General features: G+C 46.8%; 15 protein-coding genes. 11 read left to right on the top strand and 4 right to left on the bottom strand.

What is annotated here, in order from left to right; genetic code table 11:
- From glyQ to B7X71_RS02270, 4 genes are all read left to right on the top strand, one after another.
- Positions 1-850 (top strand): glycine--tRNA ligase subunit alpha (glyQ, locus tag B7X71_RS02255; RefSeq protein ID WP_293600151.1); only part of this gene is annotated, 850 nt, incomplete at its 5' end.
- A 16-nt stretch (positions 851-866) separates the two neighbouring features.
- Positions 867-3005: a glycine--tRNA ligase subunit beta gene (gene glyS, locus B7X71_RS02260; RefSeq protein ID WP_293597416.1), complete on the top strand. Its 2139-nt coding sequence runs from the start codon at positions 867-869 to the stop codon at positions 3003-3005.
- The gene (gene gmhB, locus B7X71_RS02265; RefSeq protein WP_293597415.1) at positions 3002-3574 is read left to right on the top strand and encodes a D-glycero-beta-D-manno-heptose 1,7-bisphosphate 7-phosphatase; all 573 of its coding nucleotides are present in this window, start codon (positions 3002-3004) and stop codon (positions 3572-3574) included. The genes glyS and gmhB overlap by 4 nt, the downstream gene beginning before the upstream one ends.
- 7 nt (positions 3575-3581) lie before the next feature.
- Positions 3582-4316: a lysophospholipid acyltransferase family protein gene (locus B7X71_RS02270; RefSeq protein ID WP_293597414.1), complete on the top strand. Its 735-nt coding sequence runs from the start codon at positions 3582-3584 to the stop codon at positions 4314-4316.
- A gap of 10 nt (positions 4317-4326) precedes the next feature.
- Here the strand turns inward: B7X71_RS02270 and rsmA are convergent, their stop codons facing one another.
- The 4 genes from rsmA to lptD are packed head-to-tail and all read right to left on the bottom strand — an operon-like array spanning position 4327 to position 10085.
- Positions 4327-5106 carry a 16S rRNA (adenine(1518)-N(6)/adenine(1519)-N(6))-dimethyltransferase RsmA gene (rsmA, locus tag B7X71_RS02275; RefSeq protein WP_293597413.1) on the bottom strand — a complete coding sequence of 260 codons (780 nt, stop codon included), beginning with the start codon at positions 5104-5106 and terminating at the stop codon, positions 4327-4329.
- On the bottom strand, positions 5103-6131 hold the full coding sequence (gene pdxA / locus B7X71_RS02280) for a 4-hydroxythreonine-4-phosphate dehydrogenase PdxA (protein WP_293597412.1): 1029 nt from the start codon (positions 6129-6131) through the stop codon (positions 5103-5105). Before pdxA ends, rsmA begins: the two co-directional genes overlap by 4 nt.
- Positions 6106-7554, bottom strand: a complete 1449-nt coding sequence (locus B7X71_RS02285) for a peptidylprolyl isomerase (protein ID WP_293600152.1) — start codon at positions 7552-7554, stop codon at positions 6106-6108. Before B7X71_RS02285 ends, pdxA begins: the two co-directional genes overlap by 26 nt.
- A complete protein-coding gene (gene lptD, locus B7X71_RS02290) occupies positions 7551-10085 on the bottom strand; it encodes an LPS assembly protein LptD (RefSeq protein ID WP_293597469.1) in 2535 nt (844 codons plus the stop codon). Before lptD ends, B7X71_RS02285 begins: the two co-directional genes overlap by 4 nt.
- 33 nt (positions 10086-10118) lie before the next feature.
- Between lptD and B7X71_RS02295 the strand changes: the two genes are divergently transcribed.
- The 7 genes from B7X71_RS02295 to purH all read left to right on the top strand — a co-directional run bounded on the left by B7X71_RS02295 (position 10119) and on the right by purH (position 17445).
- Complete coding sequence (locus tag B7X71_RS02295; RefSeq protein WP_293597468.1) at positions 10119-11120, top strand: phosphotransferase; 1002 nt, start codon at positions 10119-10121, stop codon at positions 11118-11120.
- A 12-nt stretch (positions 11121-11132) separates the two neighbouring features.
- Positions 11133-11849: an N-acetylmuramate alpha-1-phosphate uridylyltransferase MurU gene (gene murU / locus B7X71_RS02300; protein WP_293597467.1), complete on the top strand. Its 717-nt coding sequence runs from the start codon at positions 11133-11135 to the stop codon at positions 11847-11849.
- A complete protein-coding gene (locus B7X71_RS02305) occupies positions 11833-13212 on the top strand; it encodes an aminopeptidase P N-terminal domain-containing protein (RefSeq protein WP_293597466.1) in 1380 nt (459 codons plus the stop codon). The genes murU and B7X71_RS02305 overlap by 17 nt, the downstream gene beginning before the upstream one ends.
- 10 nt (positions 13213-13222) lie before the next feature.
- Positions 13223-14380 carry an FAD-dependent monooxygenase gene (locus tag B7X71_RS02310; RefSeq protein ID WP_293597465.1) on the top strand — a complete coding sequence of 386 codons (1158 nt, stop codon included), beginning with the start codon at positions 13223-13225 and terminating at the stop codon, positions 14378-14380.
- Between the two features lie 150 nt (positions 14381-14530).
- Positions 14531-15547 carry a tRNA dihydrouridine synthase DusB gene (dusB, locus tag B7X71_RS02315; RefSeq protein WP_293597464.1) on the top strand — a complete coding sequence of 339 codons (1017 nt, stop codon included), beginning with the start codon at positions 14531-14533 and terminating at the stop codon, positions 15545-15547.
- A 28-nt stretch (positions 15548-15575) separates the two neighbouring features.
- Positions 15576-15815, top strand: coding sequence for a helix-turn-helix domain-containing protein (locus tag B7X71_RS02320; protein ID WP_046330848.1), 240 nt, complete (start codon positions 15576-15578; stop codon positions 15813-15815).
- Between the two features lie 49 nt (positions 15816-15864).
- Positions 15865-17445, top strand: a complete 1581-nt coding sequence (gene purH, locus B7X71_RS02325; RefSeq protein WP_293597463.1) for a bifunctional phosphoribosylaminoimidazolecarboxamide formyltransferase/IMP cyclohydrolase — start codon at positions 15865-15867, stop codon at positions 17443-17445.
- The last annotated feature ends 6 nt before the right edge of the window (positions 17446-17451 follow it).

The following is a 17451-nucleotide window of genomic DNA, read 5'->3' on the forward strand; positions in this document are numbered from 1 at the left end:
AGATTACTGGGACCAACAAGGTTGCGCCCTATTGCAACCTATTGACCTTGAGGTCGGTGCCGGTACATCTCATACAGCCACTTTCTTGAGGGCCATTGGCCCAGAGCCATGGAAGGCAGCTTACGTCCAACCCTCGCGCAGACCAAAAGATGGTCGCTATGGAGAAAATCCAAACCGTTTGCAACACTACTACCAATACCAAGTAGTTCTGAAACCTGCGCCAGAAAATATTCTTGAGCTCTACTTGGGTTCCCTTGCAGCTCTAGGTCTCGATCTTCAAAAGAACGATGTCCGTTTTGTTGAAGACGACTGGGAAAACCCAACCCTGGGGGCATGGGGCTTGGGCTGGGAAGTTTGGCTTAATGGCATGGAAGTAACTCAGTTCACCTATTTCCAGCAAGTTGGTGGCATTGACTGTAAACCCGTTTTAGGCGAAATCACATACGGTATTGAGCGCTTGGCGATGTACATCCAAAATTGTTCCAACGTATACGACCTCGTCTGGGCAGATGGCATCTCATATGGTGATGTTTATCACCAGAATGAAGTGGAGCAATCTTGCTACAACTTTGAACACTCCAACACCGACCTATTATTTGCAAACTTCACTAACTATGAAAGTGAGGCCAAGCGCTTGATGGAAGTGCCATTAGCCTTACCAGCTTATGAAATGGTACTTAAGGCCGGACACACATTTAACCTACTTGACGCCCGCGGCGCCATTTCAGTTACAGAGCGTGCAGCTTATATCGGACGTATCCGCAATCTTTCTCGTGCAGTAGCGCAGGCTTACTTCGAGTCTCGTGTGAAATTGGGATTCCCGATGTGCCAACGTCAATCCAAAGCCTAAGCAGCTCGATCTAATTATGAGTACACCGAACTCCCTCTCTCGATCAGATAATCTTCTGATTGAAGTATTTACCGAAGAGCTTCCACCCAAATCATTACGTCGCTTGGGTGATGCTTTTAGTGAAGGTATTTATTCCGCACTGAAAGCTGCCGGCCTTTTGAGCGAAAACTCGGTTGCCACTGGCTTTGCTACACCACGTCGCCTCGCGGTTCAAGTAAGCAATGTATTGAGCCAAGCACCAGACTATCCAGTGCGCGAAAAGTTACTACCAACCAGCATTGCTTTTGATGCTGATGGAAAACCGACTGCGCCACTACAAAAGAAATTAGCCTCCTTGGGTTATGCTGATATTAATCTCTCGACTTTAGAAAAAGCAGGCGAAGGCAAGAATGAAGCTTTGTATCTAAACGTTGTTGCCAAAGGCGCAGCGCTAGAACAAACCGCTCAACAAGCACTTGAGCAAACACTAAGCAAATTACCAATCGCCAAAATGATGCACTATCAAGTGCTCCAAAAAAATGGTGAATTGGAGGACGTTGAGTTTGCGCGCCCTGCACATCGCATCATTGCCCTTCATGGCAGACAAGCCCTGAATATCAGTGCACTAGGCATTGATGCAGAAAACCAAACAGAAGGCCACCGCTTTTTAGCTCCCGGCGTTATTACAATCGCCTCCGCTGATCAGTATGAATCCGATCTCACCACTAAAGCCAAAGTGTTGCCAAGTTTTAATAAGCGCCGTGAATTTATTGAATCCGCTTTATTAAAAGCCGCTGGCGCTGATTTAGTGTTGATGCCAGATAGCTTATTAGATGAAGTAACGGCTTTAGTTGAGTGGCCAGCAATTTATGAATGCCATTTTGATCAGGAGTTCTTAGAAGTGCCACAAGAATGCTTGATTCTGACAATGCAGACTAATCAAAAATACTTTGCTTTGACTGACCAGCAAGGTAAGTTACGCAATCGTTTCTTAATTGTTTCCAATATTGAGACTGATCAGCCAGAAGCAATCATTTCCGGGAACGAGCGCGTAGTGCGTCCACGACTTTCTGATGCACGCTTCTTCTTCCAGCAAGATCAAAAGCGTCCGCTGGCATCCCGCGTAGCCGATCTTGGAAAAGTGGTTTATCACAATCAGCTCGGCAATCAACTAGACCGCACCAAGCGTGTCCAAGGAATCGCTGTAGGTATTGCAAAAGCCTTATCTGCAGATGACACACTAGCTAGTCGCGCTGCTGAAATTGCTAAAACCGATTTACTGACTGATATGGTTGGCGAATTCCCAGAGCTTCAGGGCATCATGGGTCGTTACTATGCAACGCACGACGGCGAAAATACTGAAGTAGCCTCTGCTTGTAGCGAGCATTACATGCCTCGCTTTGCTGGTGACGCATTGCCAAAAACTCAGACAGGCACCATCCTTGCTATTGCCGATAAGCTAGAAACCTTAGTTGGTATTTGGGGTGTTGGACTTGCGCCTACTGGCGATAAAGACCCTTACGCCTTACGTCGTCATGCTCTAGGAATTTGCCGTCTTTTGCTAGAGAAAAATTTGAGCCTAAGCCTGCCCGAATTAATTGAACTGGCTCGCAAACAATTTCCGCAGAAAGATGTTCAAGAAAAAGCTAAGGCTGGAGATATTTACGCTTTCATTATTGATCGCCTGCGCGCTTACTTACGTGACCAAGCAGTTGCTGGCAAGCCATTCACTACCGAAGAAATTGATGCTGTATTAAGTCAGTCACCCGCTCAACTTAACGATTTAATTGATCGCCTCACTGCGTTGCGTGAATTTAATTCCCTAGCAGAGGCAGCTCAGTTAGCTGCTGCCAATAAGCGTATTAGCAATATTCTGAAAAAGAATGCCACTACCATTCCTGCAACCTGCTCAAGCAAGCTCTTACAAGTTCCATCTGAAATTGCATTACATCAGGCACTTGAGAAACTTACCCCGACACTGACTGCTGCTTATGAGCAACGTCAGTTCGTCAATTTATTGAAAGCACTCGTAGCCTTAAGCACCCCTATTGATCAATTCTTTGCCGATGTCATGGTGATGGATCCAAATCCAGAGCTGCGCGATAACCGCCTGGCTCTCCTGCAACAACTTCACCAGAAAATGAATCTCATTGCCGACCTCGGCAAATTAGCATGAGCACTAGCTCTTCTAAACTCATCATTCTTGATCGCGATGGCGTGATCAATGAAGATCGGGATGATTATGTGAAGTCAAGTGATGAGTGGGTTCCGCTGCCCGGCAGTCTTGAAGCTATCGCACTACTGAATCAGGCTGGCTATCAAATTGCCGTGGCGACCAATCAATCGGGTTTAGCGCGCGGCTATTTCAATATCAATGATCTCCATGCGATGCACGGCAAGATGGAGAAGCTACTCAAACCCTTGGGCGGCCATATCGATAGCATTTTCTTTTGTCCTCATACCGATGCCAACGCATGTGACTGCCGCAAACCCCTACCAGGGATGATGAAAGAGATCGCACTTCGTTACAAAAAAAATCAGAGTGCCACACCTTTACTGGGAGTGCCGATTGTTGGCGATTCCTTGCGTGACCTTCAGGCAGGTATTGCTTTAGGTGCTAGCCCACACCTGGTGTTAACTGGCAAAGGCGCCAAGACCCTAGATAAAGGTGATCTCCCGGAGGGCACACAAATTCATGCAGATTTGATGGCATTTGCGCGTGTACTCTTGCAAGATAAGGTTTAATGCCAATATGACTTTTATTCGCTCAGCCCTATTTACCCTCTTTTTGCTGATATTCACCCCAATTTGGTCGGTGCTTTGCATTCTGGTTTTCCCCTTCCTTAATCCTGAGAATCGCTATCGCTTTATCGGCCTCTGGAATAAGGTAGTGATCTGGATCTTGCAACCACTCTGTGGCATTCGTTACGAGATTCGCGGAATGGAAAATATGATGGCGGTTTTAGATAAACCAGTTGTCGTGCTTAGCAAACATCAATCTGCATACGAAACCATTTTTTATATTGCCAAGCTTCCTAAGCAAGTCTGTTTCGTTTTTAAAAGAGAATTGCTGTGGATCCCCTTCTTTGGTTGGGCTTTGGCTTTGCTTAAAATGATTCACATTAATCGCAATAGCAAAGAAACTGCCGCCCTCTCCATCGTCGGCCAAGGGAAAAAGCGCTTAAGTGAAGGCAAATGGATTTTGTTATTTCCAGAAGGAACTAGAACGCCTACCGGGTCTCACAAACCCTACAGCAAAGGTGGCGCAAGGCTAGCAAGTGCTACCGAGGCACTTGTGATTCCAATTGCCCACAATGCGGGTCGCTGCTGGCCTAAGAACAGCTTTCTAAAACAGCCTGGAACAGTGATCTTCTCAATCGGGCCTGCAATCACCTCTGCTGGTAAAACAGGTGGGCAGCTTCATCAAGAAGTAGAAAAATGGATCGAAGCTGAAATGCGAGTAATTGATCCTACTGCTTATCAGTAAAACCAAAAGCTTAGTGGGCTAAAGTTTTGGCCCACTCAATATAGCGCTCCACCGGAATATCTTGGGCACGCGCTTTTAATTCAGATTCAGATAAAGTCAGTCGATCAGCAAAGGCTGATAGGTTAGTGCGTAGCATTTTTCTTCTTTGAGAAAACGCCGCAGCGACTACTTTTTCCAAGGCATGCCACTGTGCATTGTTTAAGCTGAAATCCCTTCGTGGAATCATTCGCACTACCGCCGAATTCACTTTAGGTTGCGGATCAAAAGCTTCGGGTGGAACTTCTAAAACTTGCTCCATATCGTAGCGGGCTTGCAACATCACAGAAAGCCGACTAAATTCAGAGCCGCCCGCCTTGGATACCATGCGCTCTACAACTTCGGCTTGAAGCATAAATACCTGCTCATCGATCACATTTGCAGCAGAAACAAGATGAAAAAGTAATGGGGTGGAAATGTTGTAGGGCAAGTTACCAACAACCTTACACAGTCCACTATTGGCTGGACGGGCGTTCGCCCATTCCAGAAAGTCAAACTTGAGCGCATCCCCCTCAATGACACGAAGACCCTTAAGATTCTCTTGATTCCAATAAGCTACCAGGTCTCGATCGATTTCGAGAAGGTCTAAATGATCGAGATTGCTCAATAAGGGCTTTGTTAGCGCACCAAGGCCAGGACCAATTTCAATCACGTGCATATTGTCACTTGGATTGATTGCAGCAACGATGGAATAAATAACTCCAGAGTCTTGCAAAAAGTTTTGACCAAATCGTTTACGAGCGCGATGCGTCATAGTTTTAGATTCTTTACGTTCTTCATATTTACTGCTAATTGATAGGCGAGTCGCAAAGCCTCTAGCATGCTACCAGAGTCTGCCAGGCCTTTACCAGCAAGGTCTAGCGCTGTACCGTGATCTACCGAAGTGCGAATAATCGGCAAGCCTAAGGTGACATTCACGCCACCACCAAAGCTCACAAACTTAAATGGCGCCAAACCTTGATCGTGATACATCGCAATAAAAGCATCTAAACCATCTAAACCATTGGCATCGAACATCGTGTCACCCGGGTAGGGCCCACTCACCTGAATACCCAACTGTTTGGCAGCTTCGATAGCAGGAGCAATCACATCAATTTCTTCGCGACCAAGATAGCCTGATTCACCTGCGTGGGGATTAAGTCCTGCCACCCGAATCACAGGCTTATCAATGCCAAATTTTGTCCGCAAATCCCGATCGACGATCTGAATCGTTTCCAGAATATGCTGACGATCAAGTGCGTCAGGAACTTCTTTTAAAGGTAGATGGGTTGTAACTAAAGCCACCCGGAGGTCGCGGCTTTTCTGTAAACCTAAAAATCCCGCTGGCAATGTCGCACACAACATCATGACAACATGCTCCTGACGGCAAAGCTTAGCTAGATATTCAGTATGTCCGGTAAATAAGCCATCGCTTGAAGTATCGCCCTCATTGATCACACTTTTTTGTATGGGCGCAGTCACCATCGCATCAAAGCGCCCGTTAAGGCATCCTTTAACAGCGGCATCCAGAACATTTAGAACATACTGAGCATTAGCGGGATTGAGCTGACCGGCTATTGCTGGAGCGCCTAGTGCAATAGATTCCACCTTCAAACGATTCGATAAAGCTGGAGGAATCTTGGTCGCTGGAATTAAGCTGGGGTCACCAAGCAAAGTAATCGTACTTACAGGCTGCTCTCGCAAAAAAGCTAAAGCAGCTGCAACAGAAACTTCTGGACCAACCCCTGCGGGCTCTCCAGAGCTAATGACTAAATTAACGAGGGCTGGCTGCTGGATCATCTGCGTTAATGATCTTCACCGTAGCGGTGTCGCGTAATTCACGTAGCCAATCTTGATAAGCCTGCTCAAACTTGCGCTCACGAATTGCTGCGCGGGCAAATTGACGCTGCTTCTCCAAGGTCAACTGAGCCTCACGACGCTCAAGCACCTGAATCAAATGCCAGCCAAACTCCGTCTTCACTGGATTGCTGACTTCACCAATTTGCAAGCGATTCATTGCTTGATCAAACTCCGGAACTAAATCGCCAGGACCCATCCAGCCTAGATTGCCGCCATTGGCTGCAGATCCATCTTCGGAATATTTTTTAGCTAACTCACCAAAATCAGCAGTCTTTGCACGAACCTGATCACGATAACCAGCGAGGCGTCTTTCAGCATCTTGATCCGTTAAACCAGCACGACTACGCAATAAGATATGACGAGACAAAGTCTGCGTCACCATGATGTTTTGAGGGGTAGTTGCACTTTCTTGAGGGGCAGCTTGCTGTGGCTCAGGAGCACCGGCAACTAGCGCACGACGATCTAGAACCTTCAGAACGTGATAGCCAGCAGGGCTCTTAACCACTGCATTGGCAACTTGTCCGCCACCCGTATTTCTCACGGCCTCATAAAATAATTGTGGCAAGCGATCTGGGGTACGGTAACCCAACTCCTGAAACTTAATCTTTGGATTATCTTTTGCGGCCATTGCACCCAATTGCAAGAAATCAATATCGCCACGCGCTTCACGCAAGAGGGATTCTGCTTTCTTTTTTGCCTCAGCCTGAGCGCCAGCACCAGCACTTGCATCAGCAGGAATAAAAATCTGTGCAACATCAATTTCTTCGGGCTCACCTTTTGCAGCTGGGGTGGAGCGTGCAGGCTTTCCTCCTCCGGCTACTGCACGATTACGATCAGAAATAAAGTTATCTACCTCTGCATCAGAAATCTTAATCTTGCCCTCTACCTCACGCTCACGATAGCGACTAATAATCACATCATCCCGCAACATTTGGCGGTAGCGATCATAGGTACTACCTGTAGCGGCAATTTTTACCTTCAACTCAGCAACTGTTAATTTATTCTTAGCCGCAATATCACCAATAATCTTGTCAAGCTCTTTATTGCTAACCGTCACCCCTTCTTGCTCAGCATTTTGCAATTGAATCTTTTCGACAATGAGGCGCTCAAGCACGGTCTTGCGTAAAGTGGCTGCATCAGGAAGTTTAGTTCCCTGCTTTTGTAGGGCTGCGATGCGATCGTCAATTTCTTTACGTGTCACATAACCGGTATTGACAACTGCCGCAACACCATCAATGTTTCGAATTTTGCTATCAGCTAAAGTCTTTGAGCCATCTTGCGAAAACGCGATCTGAGGCAATAAAACAGCTCCAGCCAAAAGCATCGCTGCAAGAGCTTGAATAAATCGATTCCTACGCATCATTGATAGTTCTCATATATTGAAGGTGGTATAGGCTTAGAAGTAGGCATATATCCGGGAACATTCAGCTTCATGATATCAACTGGATTGCTACCAGCGCTACCGAAGCCCCTAAATTCTATTTGGAATAAAACCTGGGTGGTGGTTATTTGTGAGGTATTGAGCATCTGTGAGTAGGCCCCACGTAAAGTCCAGCAGTCACGCATCCACTCCAAAGCCACCAGCGTATTAAGCGTTTTGGTAGTTAAAGCGTCGTAACCCCAGCGACCCAAAACTGAAACCTCGCGTGTAATTGGCCACTGGCCTGAGACGTTGTATTGATCAGTAGTAGTGACTGCGGTTGAAACAGGGGTTAGTTGATTGGTTGATCCAAAAACGTTTCGATAACCAAAATTCAAGCTGCGCCCTGGTGTTGGACGCCAGCTCCCTCCAACAGTTGTTTGCATTAAGCGGTTTAATTGTGTGTTGTACTGACCGAACACATCAGCACTAAAGTTTCCAAGCAAGCGAACCGATCCAGCCCCTAGGGTGTCTGAATAGGTTGTCGGGTTTGTATTTGTAGCTCCGAGAGTCACTTTCTGCCCGGTAAAGTCCTGTCTTTGCGCAAGCGTTACTGTCGCACGTTCTGCACCAGTATTCGCCTCGATCATACGACTGGTCATACCCATAGTCAGCTTATTGTTATCCGCAATACGATCATTACCCACAAAGTCATTTTCTGCAAAGATTTGACTTATTCCAAAACCTGCATATGCCGTATCAAAAACTGGCGTGTAGGTTTGATTCTGATAGGGCGTGTAAACATAAAACGCTCTCGGCTCCATCGTAAGCAACATATCGCGCCCAAAGAAGCCCTTTAATTCCGTGGCATCTCTTTCAAACGCCAATCCTGAATCAAGGCTAAATGTAGGCAAAACAAATCCTTGGGCACTTGGGGCTCCCAATGTATAGGCCTGAACAGCGTAGTTATTGGCCTGAAAGCTCATCTTTGGGGTGAAGTAATAGCCTGGTGTAATCTGAGGCAAGGCCATTGCGCCTTTGATTACCGTGCGATCAGCTTGGCTATACAAATAAGTACCATAAGGTGAGCCTGCTGGGGCTGCGTAGGGATCGCTATTAACGTTGTATGTAAAGCGGGTTAAATCTGTAGAAAACGTGGTTACAGGACCGGATGGCAAGGTGATGTATTTACCACTAGCGTCGGCCACTGCTGGAGTTAAGCGATTGTTATAGGTCGCAGTGATGTTCGGCAAAATATTGTATGGGGACTGCACAGTCACAGTTGGATCAGGCTGTAAGGTCTGGAAAGTCATCGCTCTTGCAGCGACGGTCCAGTTACTGAGGCTGCCGGTCAAGTTCTTGGTGGTGCCAACTTCTTGACGAAACTGGTTGGTAACTGCACCAGCAATGCTTTGTGAAAAGTCTACTGGATATAAGTTATCCGAAACACGAGCCATATTGGCATAGCCGGTCCAAGCTCCAGCAATAGGGATGCCGCCCATTCCCAATAAGTCACCACTAAAGTTCTGCCTTTGCTGCCAATCGTACCGCCAACGATCAGTGCCGGTCTTACGGTCATAAGGAAGATAGTCTCCACCCAAACTTCCCGCATACTGCTGATCCAAGAACTGATACTTGGCGCCTAACTGAACACCACGTTGACCCATCACCCGAGGCGTCAATAACAAATCACGATTAGGTGCAATATTGACGTAGTAAGGCTGCGTTATATCAATACCATTATTGGAGTTATACCCGGCTACTGGCGCTAAGATTCCGGAACGACGTTGATTTGATGTGGGGGCAGTGAAGTAAGGCACATAAGCAATGGGAACATCAAAGAATCGCATGACACCATGCGTACCAACCATTTCTTTTTGCTCGTTATCAATCTCCAGCGTACTGGCCGTGAAATACCAATCTAAATTTTCTGGGGTACAAGTTGTGTAGGTGGCTTTATCAAACACAAACACATCTGCAGTTTCAATGGTTAATTTATTTGCATTACCGCGGGCTCGGTTATCACGCAGTTCGTAATTCGGGGATTCCATTTCCCCTTCACGCGCATCTACTCTAAGGCGTGCTTTTGGCCCTTTGAATAATGTATTGCCTTTTGAAAATTCAGTATTGCCAGACAAATTTGCAACGTCGGAATCAGGATCGTATTTAATTTCATCCGCCTTAATCACCGCACCATTTCGACGAATTTGCGCACGCCCTTTTAAGCGCATCTCGCGATCAACAATTCCATCGATTGAATCACTAGAGGTAAACGTTAAAGCTTGTCCATCGCCAATGGGTTTACCGACCCGTAATTGATCATCCAACTTTAAGACGGTGACATCGCCACGATCAGGAATTAAAACGGAGTTAGCGGAGCTACCCAAGGACTGCGCAGAAGGGGGTAAAGGTGCGGGTGCCTGAGCCATACTTGAGAGGGCAAATTGCGACAATGTAACCCCCATCATTACGCGCAGGGTGACAGATAAAAAAAGAGGGGCGCAAAGGCCGGCGCGACGGCGATAATGACTCATAGATCCAGACCCGCCTTATTATACGAATCGACCATGACTGACTCTCGCTTAGACTCCCTCCGTAGCTGGCTAAAAGGCCTTGAACCTAGCTGGCAATTAGATCTATCCACTTTAGCCCCCGCTTCAGCTGATGCCAGCTTTCGGCGGTATTTCCGGATTGAGTCCAAAAACCCGGATTTTCCAACTTTGATCGTGATGGATGCTCCGCCCCAACATGAGCCCTTAGATGCCTTCATTAGGGTCGATTTATTGTTCGAAAATGCCGGTCTAAACGTCCCGAAAATTTTAGAAAAGAATGTGGCTGAAGGCTTTCTTTTACTCAATGATCTTGGCACCAAAACTTATCTTGCAGAACTCAATGCTGAGAGAGCAGATCATCTCTACAAAGATGCAACCCACGCTTTAGTCCAAATGCAATTAGCAAGTAAACCTGATGTATTGCCAAACTACGATGAAGCACTCTTGCAACGTGAATTAGATTTATTTCCTGAGTGGTATCTCAAGAAACATTTGCACATCGAATTAACTGAACTGCAACACTCTCAAATCAGGCAAGCATTTGAACTCATCATTCAAAATAATCTTGCTCAAGCAAAAGTCTATGTGCATCGAGACTATCACTCACGCAATCTAATGGTGACTAAAAAAAATAATCCTGGTGTGATCGATTTTCAAGATGCGGTTTATGGCCCCATCACTTACGATGCTGCTTCACTCTGGCGTGATGCTTACATTGCGTGGCCCGAAGAACGCGTGATTGATTGGGTGATTAAATTTTGGGAAGAAGGTCGCCAAGCTGGCTTGCCTATGCCAACTGATTTTGGTCAGTTCTATCGTGACTTTGAGTGGATGGGTTTACAACGCCACCTGAAAGTCTTAGGAATTTTTGCAAGGCTGTTTCATCGCGATGGCAAAGATGGTTATCTCAAAGATATTCCATTGGTACTCGAGTATGCGATTGCCACGGCTAATCGCTATATTGAATTAAAGCCCTTGGCACGCATATTAGAGTCGACGCGCCCCACTAAGGAATAACAACAAACCGTCATGAATAAGCGCAATCTCATTCCGTGCTTTTTACTGGCCGCCGGTCGAGGCGAGCGCATGCGTCCACTCACCGATGAATTGCCTAAGCCACTTCTCACAATCAAAAACAAATCCTTACTTGCTTGGCATTTAGAAGCCTTGAGTACGGCTGGCATTAAAGAAGTTGTCATTAACCATGCCTGGCTTGGTCACAAGATCGAGGAAGCTTTAAGCAACGGCAGCCAATTCGATCTCAACATCACCTACTCTCCAGAAACTAGCGCCCTTGAAACTGCGGGCGGTATTCGCAAGGCCCTCCCCTTACTGAACCCCAGCGATTATTTCTTAGTAATTAATGGGGATGTTTTTAGCCCAAACCTACCAATTCATGAGCTTTTAGAGCAGGTTACTCGTTTGCGCAGCATGTCAAACAAGCCTTTGGCGCATCTTTTGATGGTTCCCAACCCGGTGCAGCACCCTGAGGGGGACTTTTATCTGAAAGACTCCAAAGTGACCAATCAACTACTAGATGGAGCTGAAAAACTCACTTTTTCTGGAATTGGGCTTTATCACCGAGAGCTCTTCAAGGATTTAGAGCTAGGCTCACCCGCTAAGCTAGCACCCCTTCTCAGGGAGGCAATGACTAAAAATAGAGTGTCCGGTGAAAAATATACTGGACCGTGGCACGATGTAGGTACACCCCAACGATTACAAGAACTCAATGCAGCGAATGACTAATTCCGCCATTTACCAACAACGTCGAGTTGAACTCGCAAAACTGATCTGCGCCAAAACTGGCGGTGGCATCGCCATCATCACTACAGCACCTGAGACTGCGCGTAATCGCGATAGCGAGTTTCCCTATCGTCACGACAGCGATTTCTTCTACCTCACCGGCTTTGAAGAGCCGGGTGCAACGCTCGTATTAAAGATTGCTGGGTCGGCATCACAAGCCCAACTCGAATCACATCTTTTTTGCAGACCCAAAGATGCAGAGCGTGAAATTTGGGATGGTATTCGTTTAGGGCCAGATGCAGCACCTGCAACCTTAGGCGTAGAGTACGCTCACAGTAATCATGAGTTAGATAAAAAACTGGGTGAGTTATTGGCAGATCAAGATGCTGTCTATATTCGCCTCTCAGAAAGTGCTGAGACCGATCGCCGTTTACGACATTGGATGAAACAAGTAAGAGCGCAAGCTCGTGCTGGCGTGAATCCACCTTCAGAATTTCATGATGTAGAAAGTCTGATTCATGAAATGCGTCTCTTTAAAGATGTACATGAAATCGACATCATGCGTCGTGCTGCCCAAATTTCTGCACGCACGCACATTCGTGCCATGCAAGCCTGCAAACCCGGTATGCGTGAATACCACCTCGAGGCAGAGCTACTGCATGAGTTCCGCTATAGCGGTGCACAAAGCGTTGCGTACAACAGCATTGTTGCTAGCGGAGCCAACTCCTGCATTCTGCATTACCGTGCCGGCGATACTGAACTGCGTAGTGGTGAACTCTGCTTGATCGATGCGGGTTGCGAGCTTGATGGCTACGCATCAGATATCACCCGCACCTTTCCGGTAAGTGGAAAATTTTCAGGGCCACAACGGGCTCTTTATGACATCACACTAGCTTCCCAAGAAGCTGCCATTGCAGCAACCAAGCCGGGCAATACTTTTATGCAGCCACATGAGGCTGCACTTAAGGTGCTCACTCAAGGCTTGCTCGATGAGAAGCTACTCAAACTTGCAGAGTTAGGCTCGTTAGATAACGCGATTGAAACGGGCGCCTATCGTCGTTTCTATATGCATCGCACCTCACATTGGTTAGGCATGGATGTACATGATGTTGGCTCATATCGTGAACCACTGAGTGCCGCAACAAACTCATTAGAAAAGCCATGGCGCCTTCTCCAATCGGGCATGGTGCTGACTATTGAGCCAGGCCTATATGTTCGCCCTGCCGATGATGTAGATGAGCCCTTCTGGAATATCGGCATCCGCATTGAAGATGATGCTGTAGTGAATGATTCTGGATGTGAATTAATTTCTCGCGGCGCACCCGTCAAGCCCGATGAAATCGAAGCGCTAATGAAGAATAATTAAATTGCCAAACATGTCAGCAACAAAATTCGATATTGTGATTCAGGGTGGTGGACCAGTTGGCCTAGCCTATGCAGCATGGTGCTTGCAAAAATTTCCTGAAGCAAAAATCGCTTTGCTGGACCGCAACCCTGTAGATGATGCGAACTTAGCTGCTGCTGACAGTCGAGGAATTGCCTTATCGCACGGTAGCAAGCTGCTACTAGATACCATTGATGCGTGGCCTACTGAATGTGCTGATATTCATCGCGTGCATGTGTCACAAGCAGGTCGCTTTGGTCGTGCTCTCATGACTCGCGAAGAATTGAAACAAGATGCACTAGGTCACATCATTCGCTATCGCGATATTCACTTGACTTTGCGCAAAGCCTTAAGAGCTATTCAAACAAAAAGTCCGAATTTTGTTTGGAAGCATATCGATGCGCAAGCAGACACATCAGGCATTCAAGCCAAATCTGTAGTTCATGCTGAAGGTGGTTTATTTAAAACACAGGATTGGGTAGAGTCAGGCAGAGACTATGAGCAATCAGCCTTAGTTGGCTTGGTAGAGGTTGAGAATGCAGCACCCCATCAAGCATGGGAGCGATTTACATCCGAAGGACCTTTGGCGGTTTTACCAAGTCACTATGGTCCCAATATTCTGAATCTGGTTTGGTGTGGAACCCCAAGCTCCTCACAAGCACGCCTTGCCTTAAGTGATGCTGAATTTCTGAAAAGCCTGCAAGCGGAGTTCGGCTCACGCATTGGTCAGTTTCTTAAAATCCAAGATCGTCGTCTTTATGAGTTGGGACTTAACTACCGCAAAGAAATTACTCAGGGCCATGAGGTTTGGATTGGCAATGCTGCCCAGACCTTGCACCCTGTTGCAGGACAGGGGCTCAACCTCGGACTGAGAGATGCCTATCTCTTGGCCGAAAAACTCAGTGCACTTTTCTCCAAGCCCGAAGATCAAAAAACCCCCATAGCAATAGAAGCAACCTTGAAAGACTATGCCCAAAGCCGGAAGGCAGATCGGTCTGCCACTATTGGCCTAACTGACTTTATGGCAAGGGTTTTCACCTCAAATCTACTTCCTATCGTGATCGGTCGTGGATTAGCCTTATCGGCCCTCCAATGGTTCCCGCCAGTCAAAACAGCCTTGGCTCGCCAGATGATGTTTGGTAGGCGCTAAGGGGCTGAAATAGCCTCCAAAATACAAGCATTCCCCGTTTGATCTAAATCAGTGAATCTGCCTATTTTTTAGGCAGATTTAGGCTGACCTGTGCTAAAGTGTCACCCTTTCCCAAGCACTGGAAGCCCTCCAGCACCCAAGCTAAAAACCATGAAGATTGGTCAGCACCTTCTCGCAAATAGATTGTTTGTAGCCCCAATGGCTGGGGTAACGGATCGTCCATTTCGTCAGCTTTGCAAAAAGCTCGGGGCTGGCTATGCCGTATCTGAAATGATTGCCTCCAATGCATTGCTTTGGAAGAGCGAGAAAACCCAACGTCGCGCTAACCACCAAGGTGAATTTAAGCCGATTGCAGTCCAGATTGCCGGGGCCGATCCGCAGATGATGGCTGCAGCTGCCAAGCTCAACGTCGATCATGGCGCCCAAATTATTGATATCAATATGGGCTGTCCAGCCAAAAAGGTATGCAATATTGCAGCTGGTTCTGCGCTATTGAGAGACGAGCCTTTAGTACAGCAAATTTTGGAAGCCATAGTTCAAGCTGTAGGCGTAGGGCCTGATGCTGTTCCTGTCACCTTAAAGATTCGGACAGGCTGGGATCGCGAACATAAAAATGCGATTGATATTGCACGTCTCGCTGAGAAATCTGGCATCTCCATGTTGACCGTACATGGTCGTACAAGGGCTGATCTTTACCATGGCGAAGCGGAGTACGAAACCATTACCGCAGTGAAGAATAGTGTTGCCATTCCGGTGGTTGCGAATGGCGATATCACTACTCCAGAAAAAGCAGAATTTGTTTTAAAAGAAACTGGTGCCGATGCCATCATGATTGGTCGTGCCGCTCAAGGGCGTCCTTGGATCTTTCGTGAGATCAATCATTTTCTCGAAACAGGTGGCAAGCTACCAACACCGCAGATCAATGAGATTCAAGAAATCATGAATGCCCATTTGATTGATCACTATGAGTTCTATGGCGAATATGTCGGCTTACGCACTGCGCGTAAGCATATCGGCTGGTATTGCAAAGGTTTACGTGACTCTCATGCCTTCCGTCAAAGAATGAATACTGCTGATGATTGCAAAACCCAATTACAGATGGTGAATGATTTTTTCAATGAAATGAAATCACATTCTGATCGTTTGTTATTTTTAGAAGCAGCCTAAATTTAGTTTTTAGTTATTTAATTTATCCATGACCAATAAGCACCCCATCACTGAATGCATTGAAACCCAACTCCAAGGTTACTTAGACGATCTCAAAGGTACACCTCCATCCGACTTGTACCAAATGGTCCTAGCTGTAGTTGAAAAGCCGATGCTCGAATTGGTAATGCAGCATGCAAAGCAGAATCAATCTTTGGCTGCGCAGTACCTTGGCATCAATCGCAATACGCTACACAAGAAGTTGGTTGAGCACCAGCTCCTGAAATAAGCCAGACCTCATTCGTCAATTCTTGATTAATTCAACCTTCTGAAAAACTATGATTCGTACAGCCCTACTCTCTGTTTCCGATAAAAATGGCATTGTGCCGTTTGCTAAAGCCCTTCATGAGCAAGGCATCAAGCTGATCTCTACAGGTGGCACGGCAAAACTCTTGGCTGAAAATAATCTACCGGTAGTAGAAGTATCTTCACTCACTAAGTTCCCAGAGATGCTGGATGGCCGCGTCAAGACATTGCATCCGATGGTGCATGGTGGCTTATTGGCTCGTCGAGACTTCCCCGAGCATATGGCTGCTTTAAAAGAGCATGGCATTAATACGATCGACATGCTCGTGATCAACCTCTATCCGTTTAACGAGACGGTTGCTAAAGCAGATTGCTCATTTGAAGATGCGGTTGAGAACATTGATATTGGTGGCCCAGCAATGTTGCGCGCCGCTGCTAAGAATCACCAAGATGTGACCGTACTCATTTCTCCAGAAGATTACGCACCCGTACTCGAAGAAATGAAAGCCAATAAGAACGTAGTTTCTTATAAGACCAATTTGGGCCTGGCTAAAAAAGTATTTGCCCACACCGCCCAATACGACGGCGCGATTGCGAATTATCTATCTGCATTGGGTGATGATCTCGATCACAAGAAGCGTTCTGCTTATCCAGAAACGCTGCATCTGGCCTTTGAAAAAGTACAAGAGATGCGCTATGGCGAGAACCCACACCAATCTGCAGCTTTCTATAAAGACATTTATTCAGTCGATGGTGCGCTTGCCAACTACAAACAATTGCAAGGTAAAGAGCTCTCCTATAACAATATCGCTGATGCTGACTCTGCCTGGGAATGCGTCAAGAGTTTTACCGGCAATGCTGGCGGCGCTGCAGCGTGCGTCATCATTAAACATGCCAATCCTTGTGGTGTAGCGGTAGGTGCCAATGCACTTAAGGCCTATCAAAAAGCATTTAAAACAGATCCGAGCTCAGCATTTGGCGGAATCATCGCCTTCAACGTGCCATGTGATGGTGCCGCAGCTGAAGCGATTTCTAAGCAGTTTGTGGAAGTATTGATTGCTCCAAGCTTTAGCGATGAAGCTAAGGCCATCTTTGCTGCCAAGCAAAATGTGCGCTTATTAGAAATTCGTTTGGGCGCTGCATTTAATACTTTTGATTTCAAACGTGTTGGTGGTGGCTTGCTAGTTCAATCTCCTGATGCCAAGAATGTGCTTGAGAACGAAATGCGTGTTGTTAGCAAGCGTCTTCCAACCCCAAGCGAAATGCACGACATGATGTTTGCATGGCGCGTTGCAAAGTTTGTGAAGTCCAATGCGATTGTGTATTGCGCTAATGGTATGACTCTCGGTATCGGCGCTGGTCAGATGAGCCGCGTAGACTCTGCTCGCATGGCAAGTATTAAGGCTGAGAACGCAGGCTTAAGCCTCAAAGGTTCTGCAGTGGCAAGTGATGCTTTCTTCCCATTCCGTGACGGCTTAGACGTCGTTGTGAATGGTGGTGCAAGCTGCGCTATCCAACCAGGCGGCAGCATGCGTGATGATGAAATCATTGCAGCAGCGAATGAACATGGCATCGCTATGATTTTTACCGGCACACGCCACTTCCGCCACTAATCACTT

This window comes from Polynucleobacter sp. 39-46-10 (assembly GCF_002282275.1).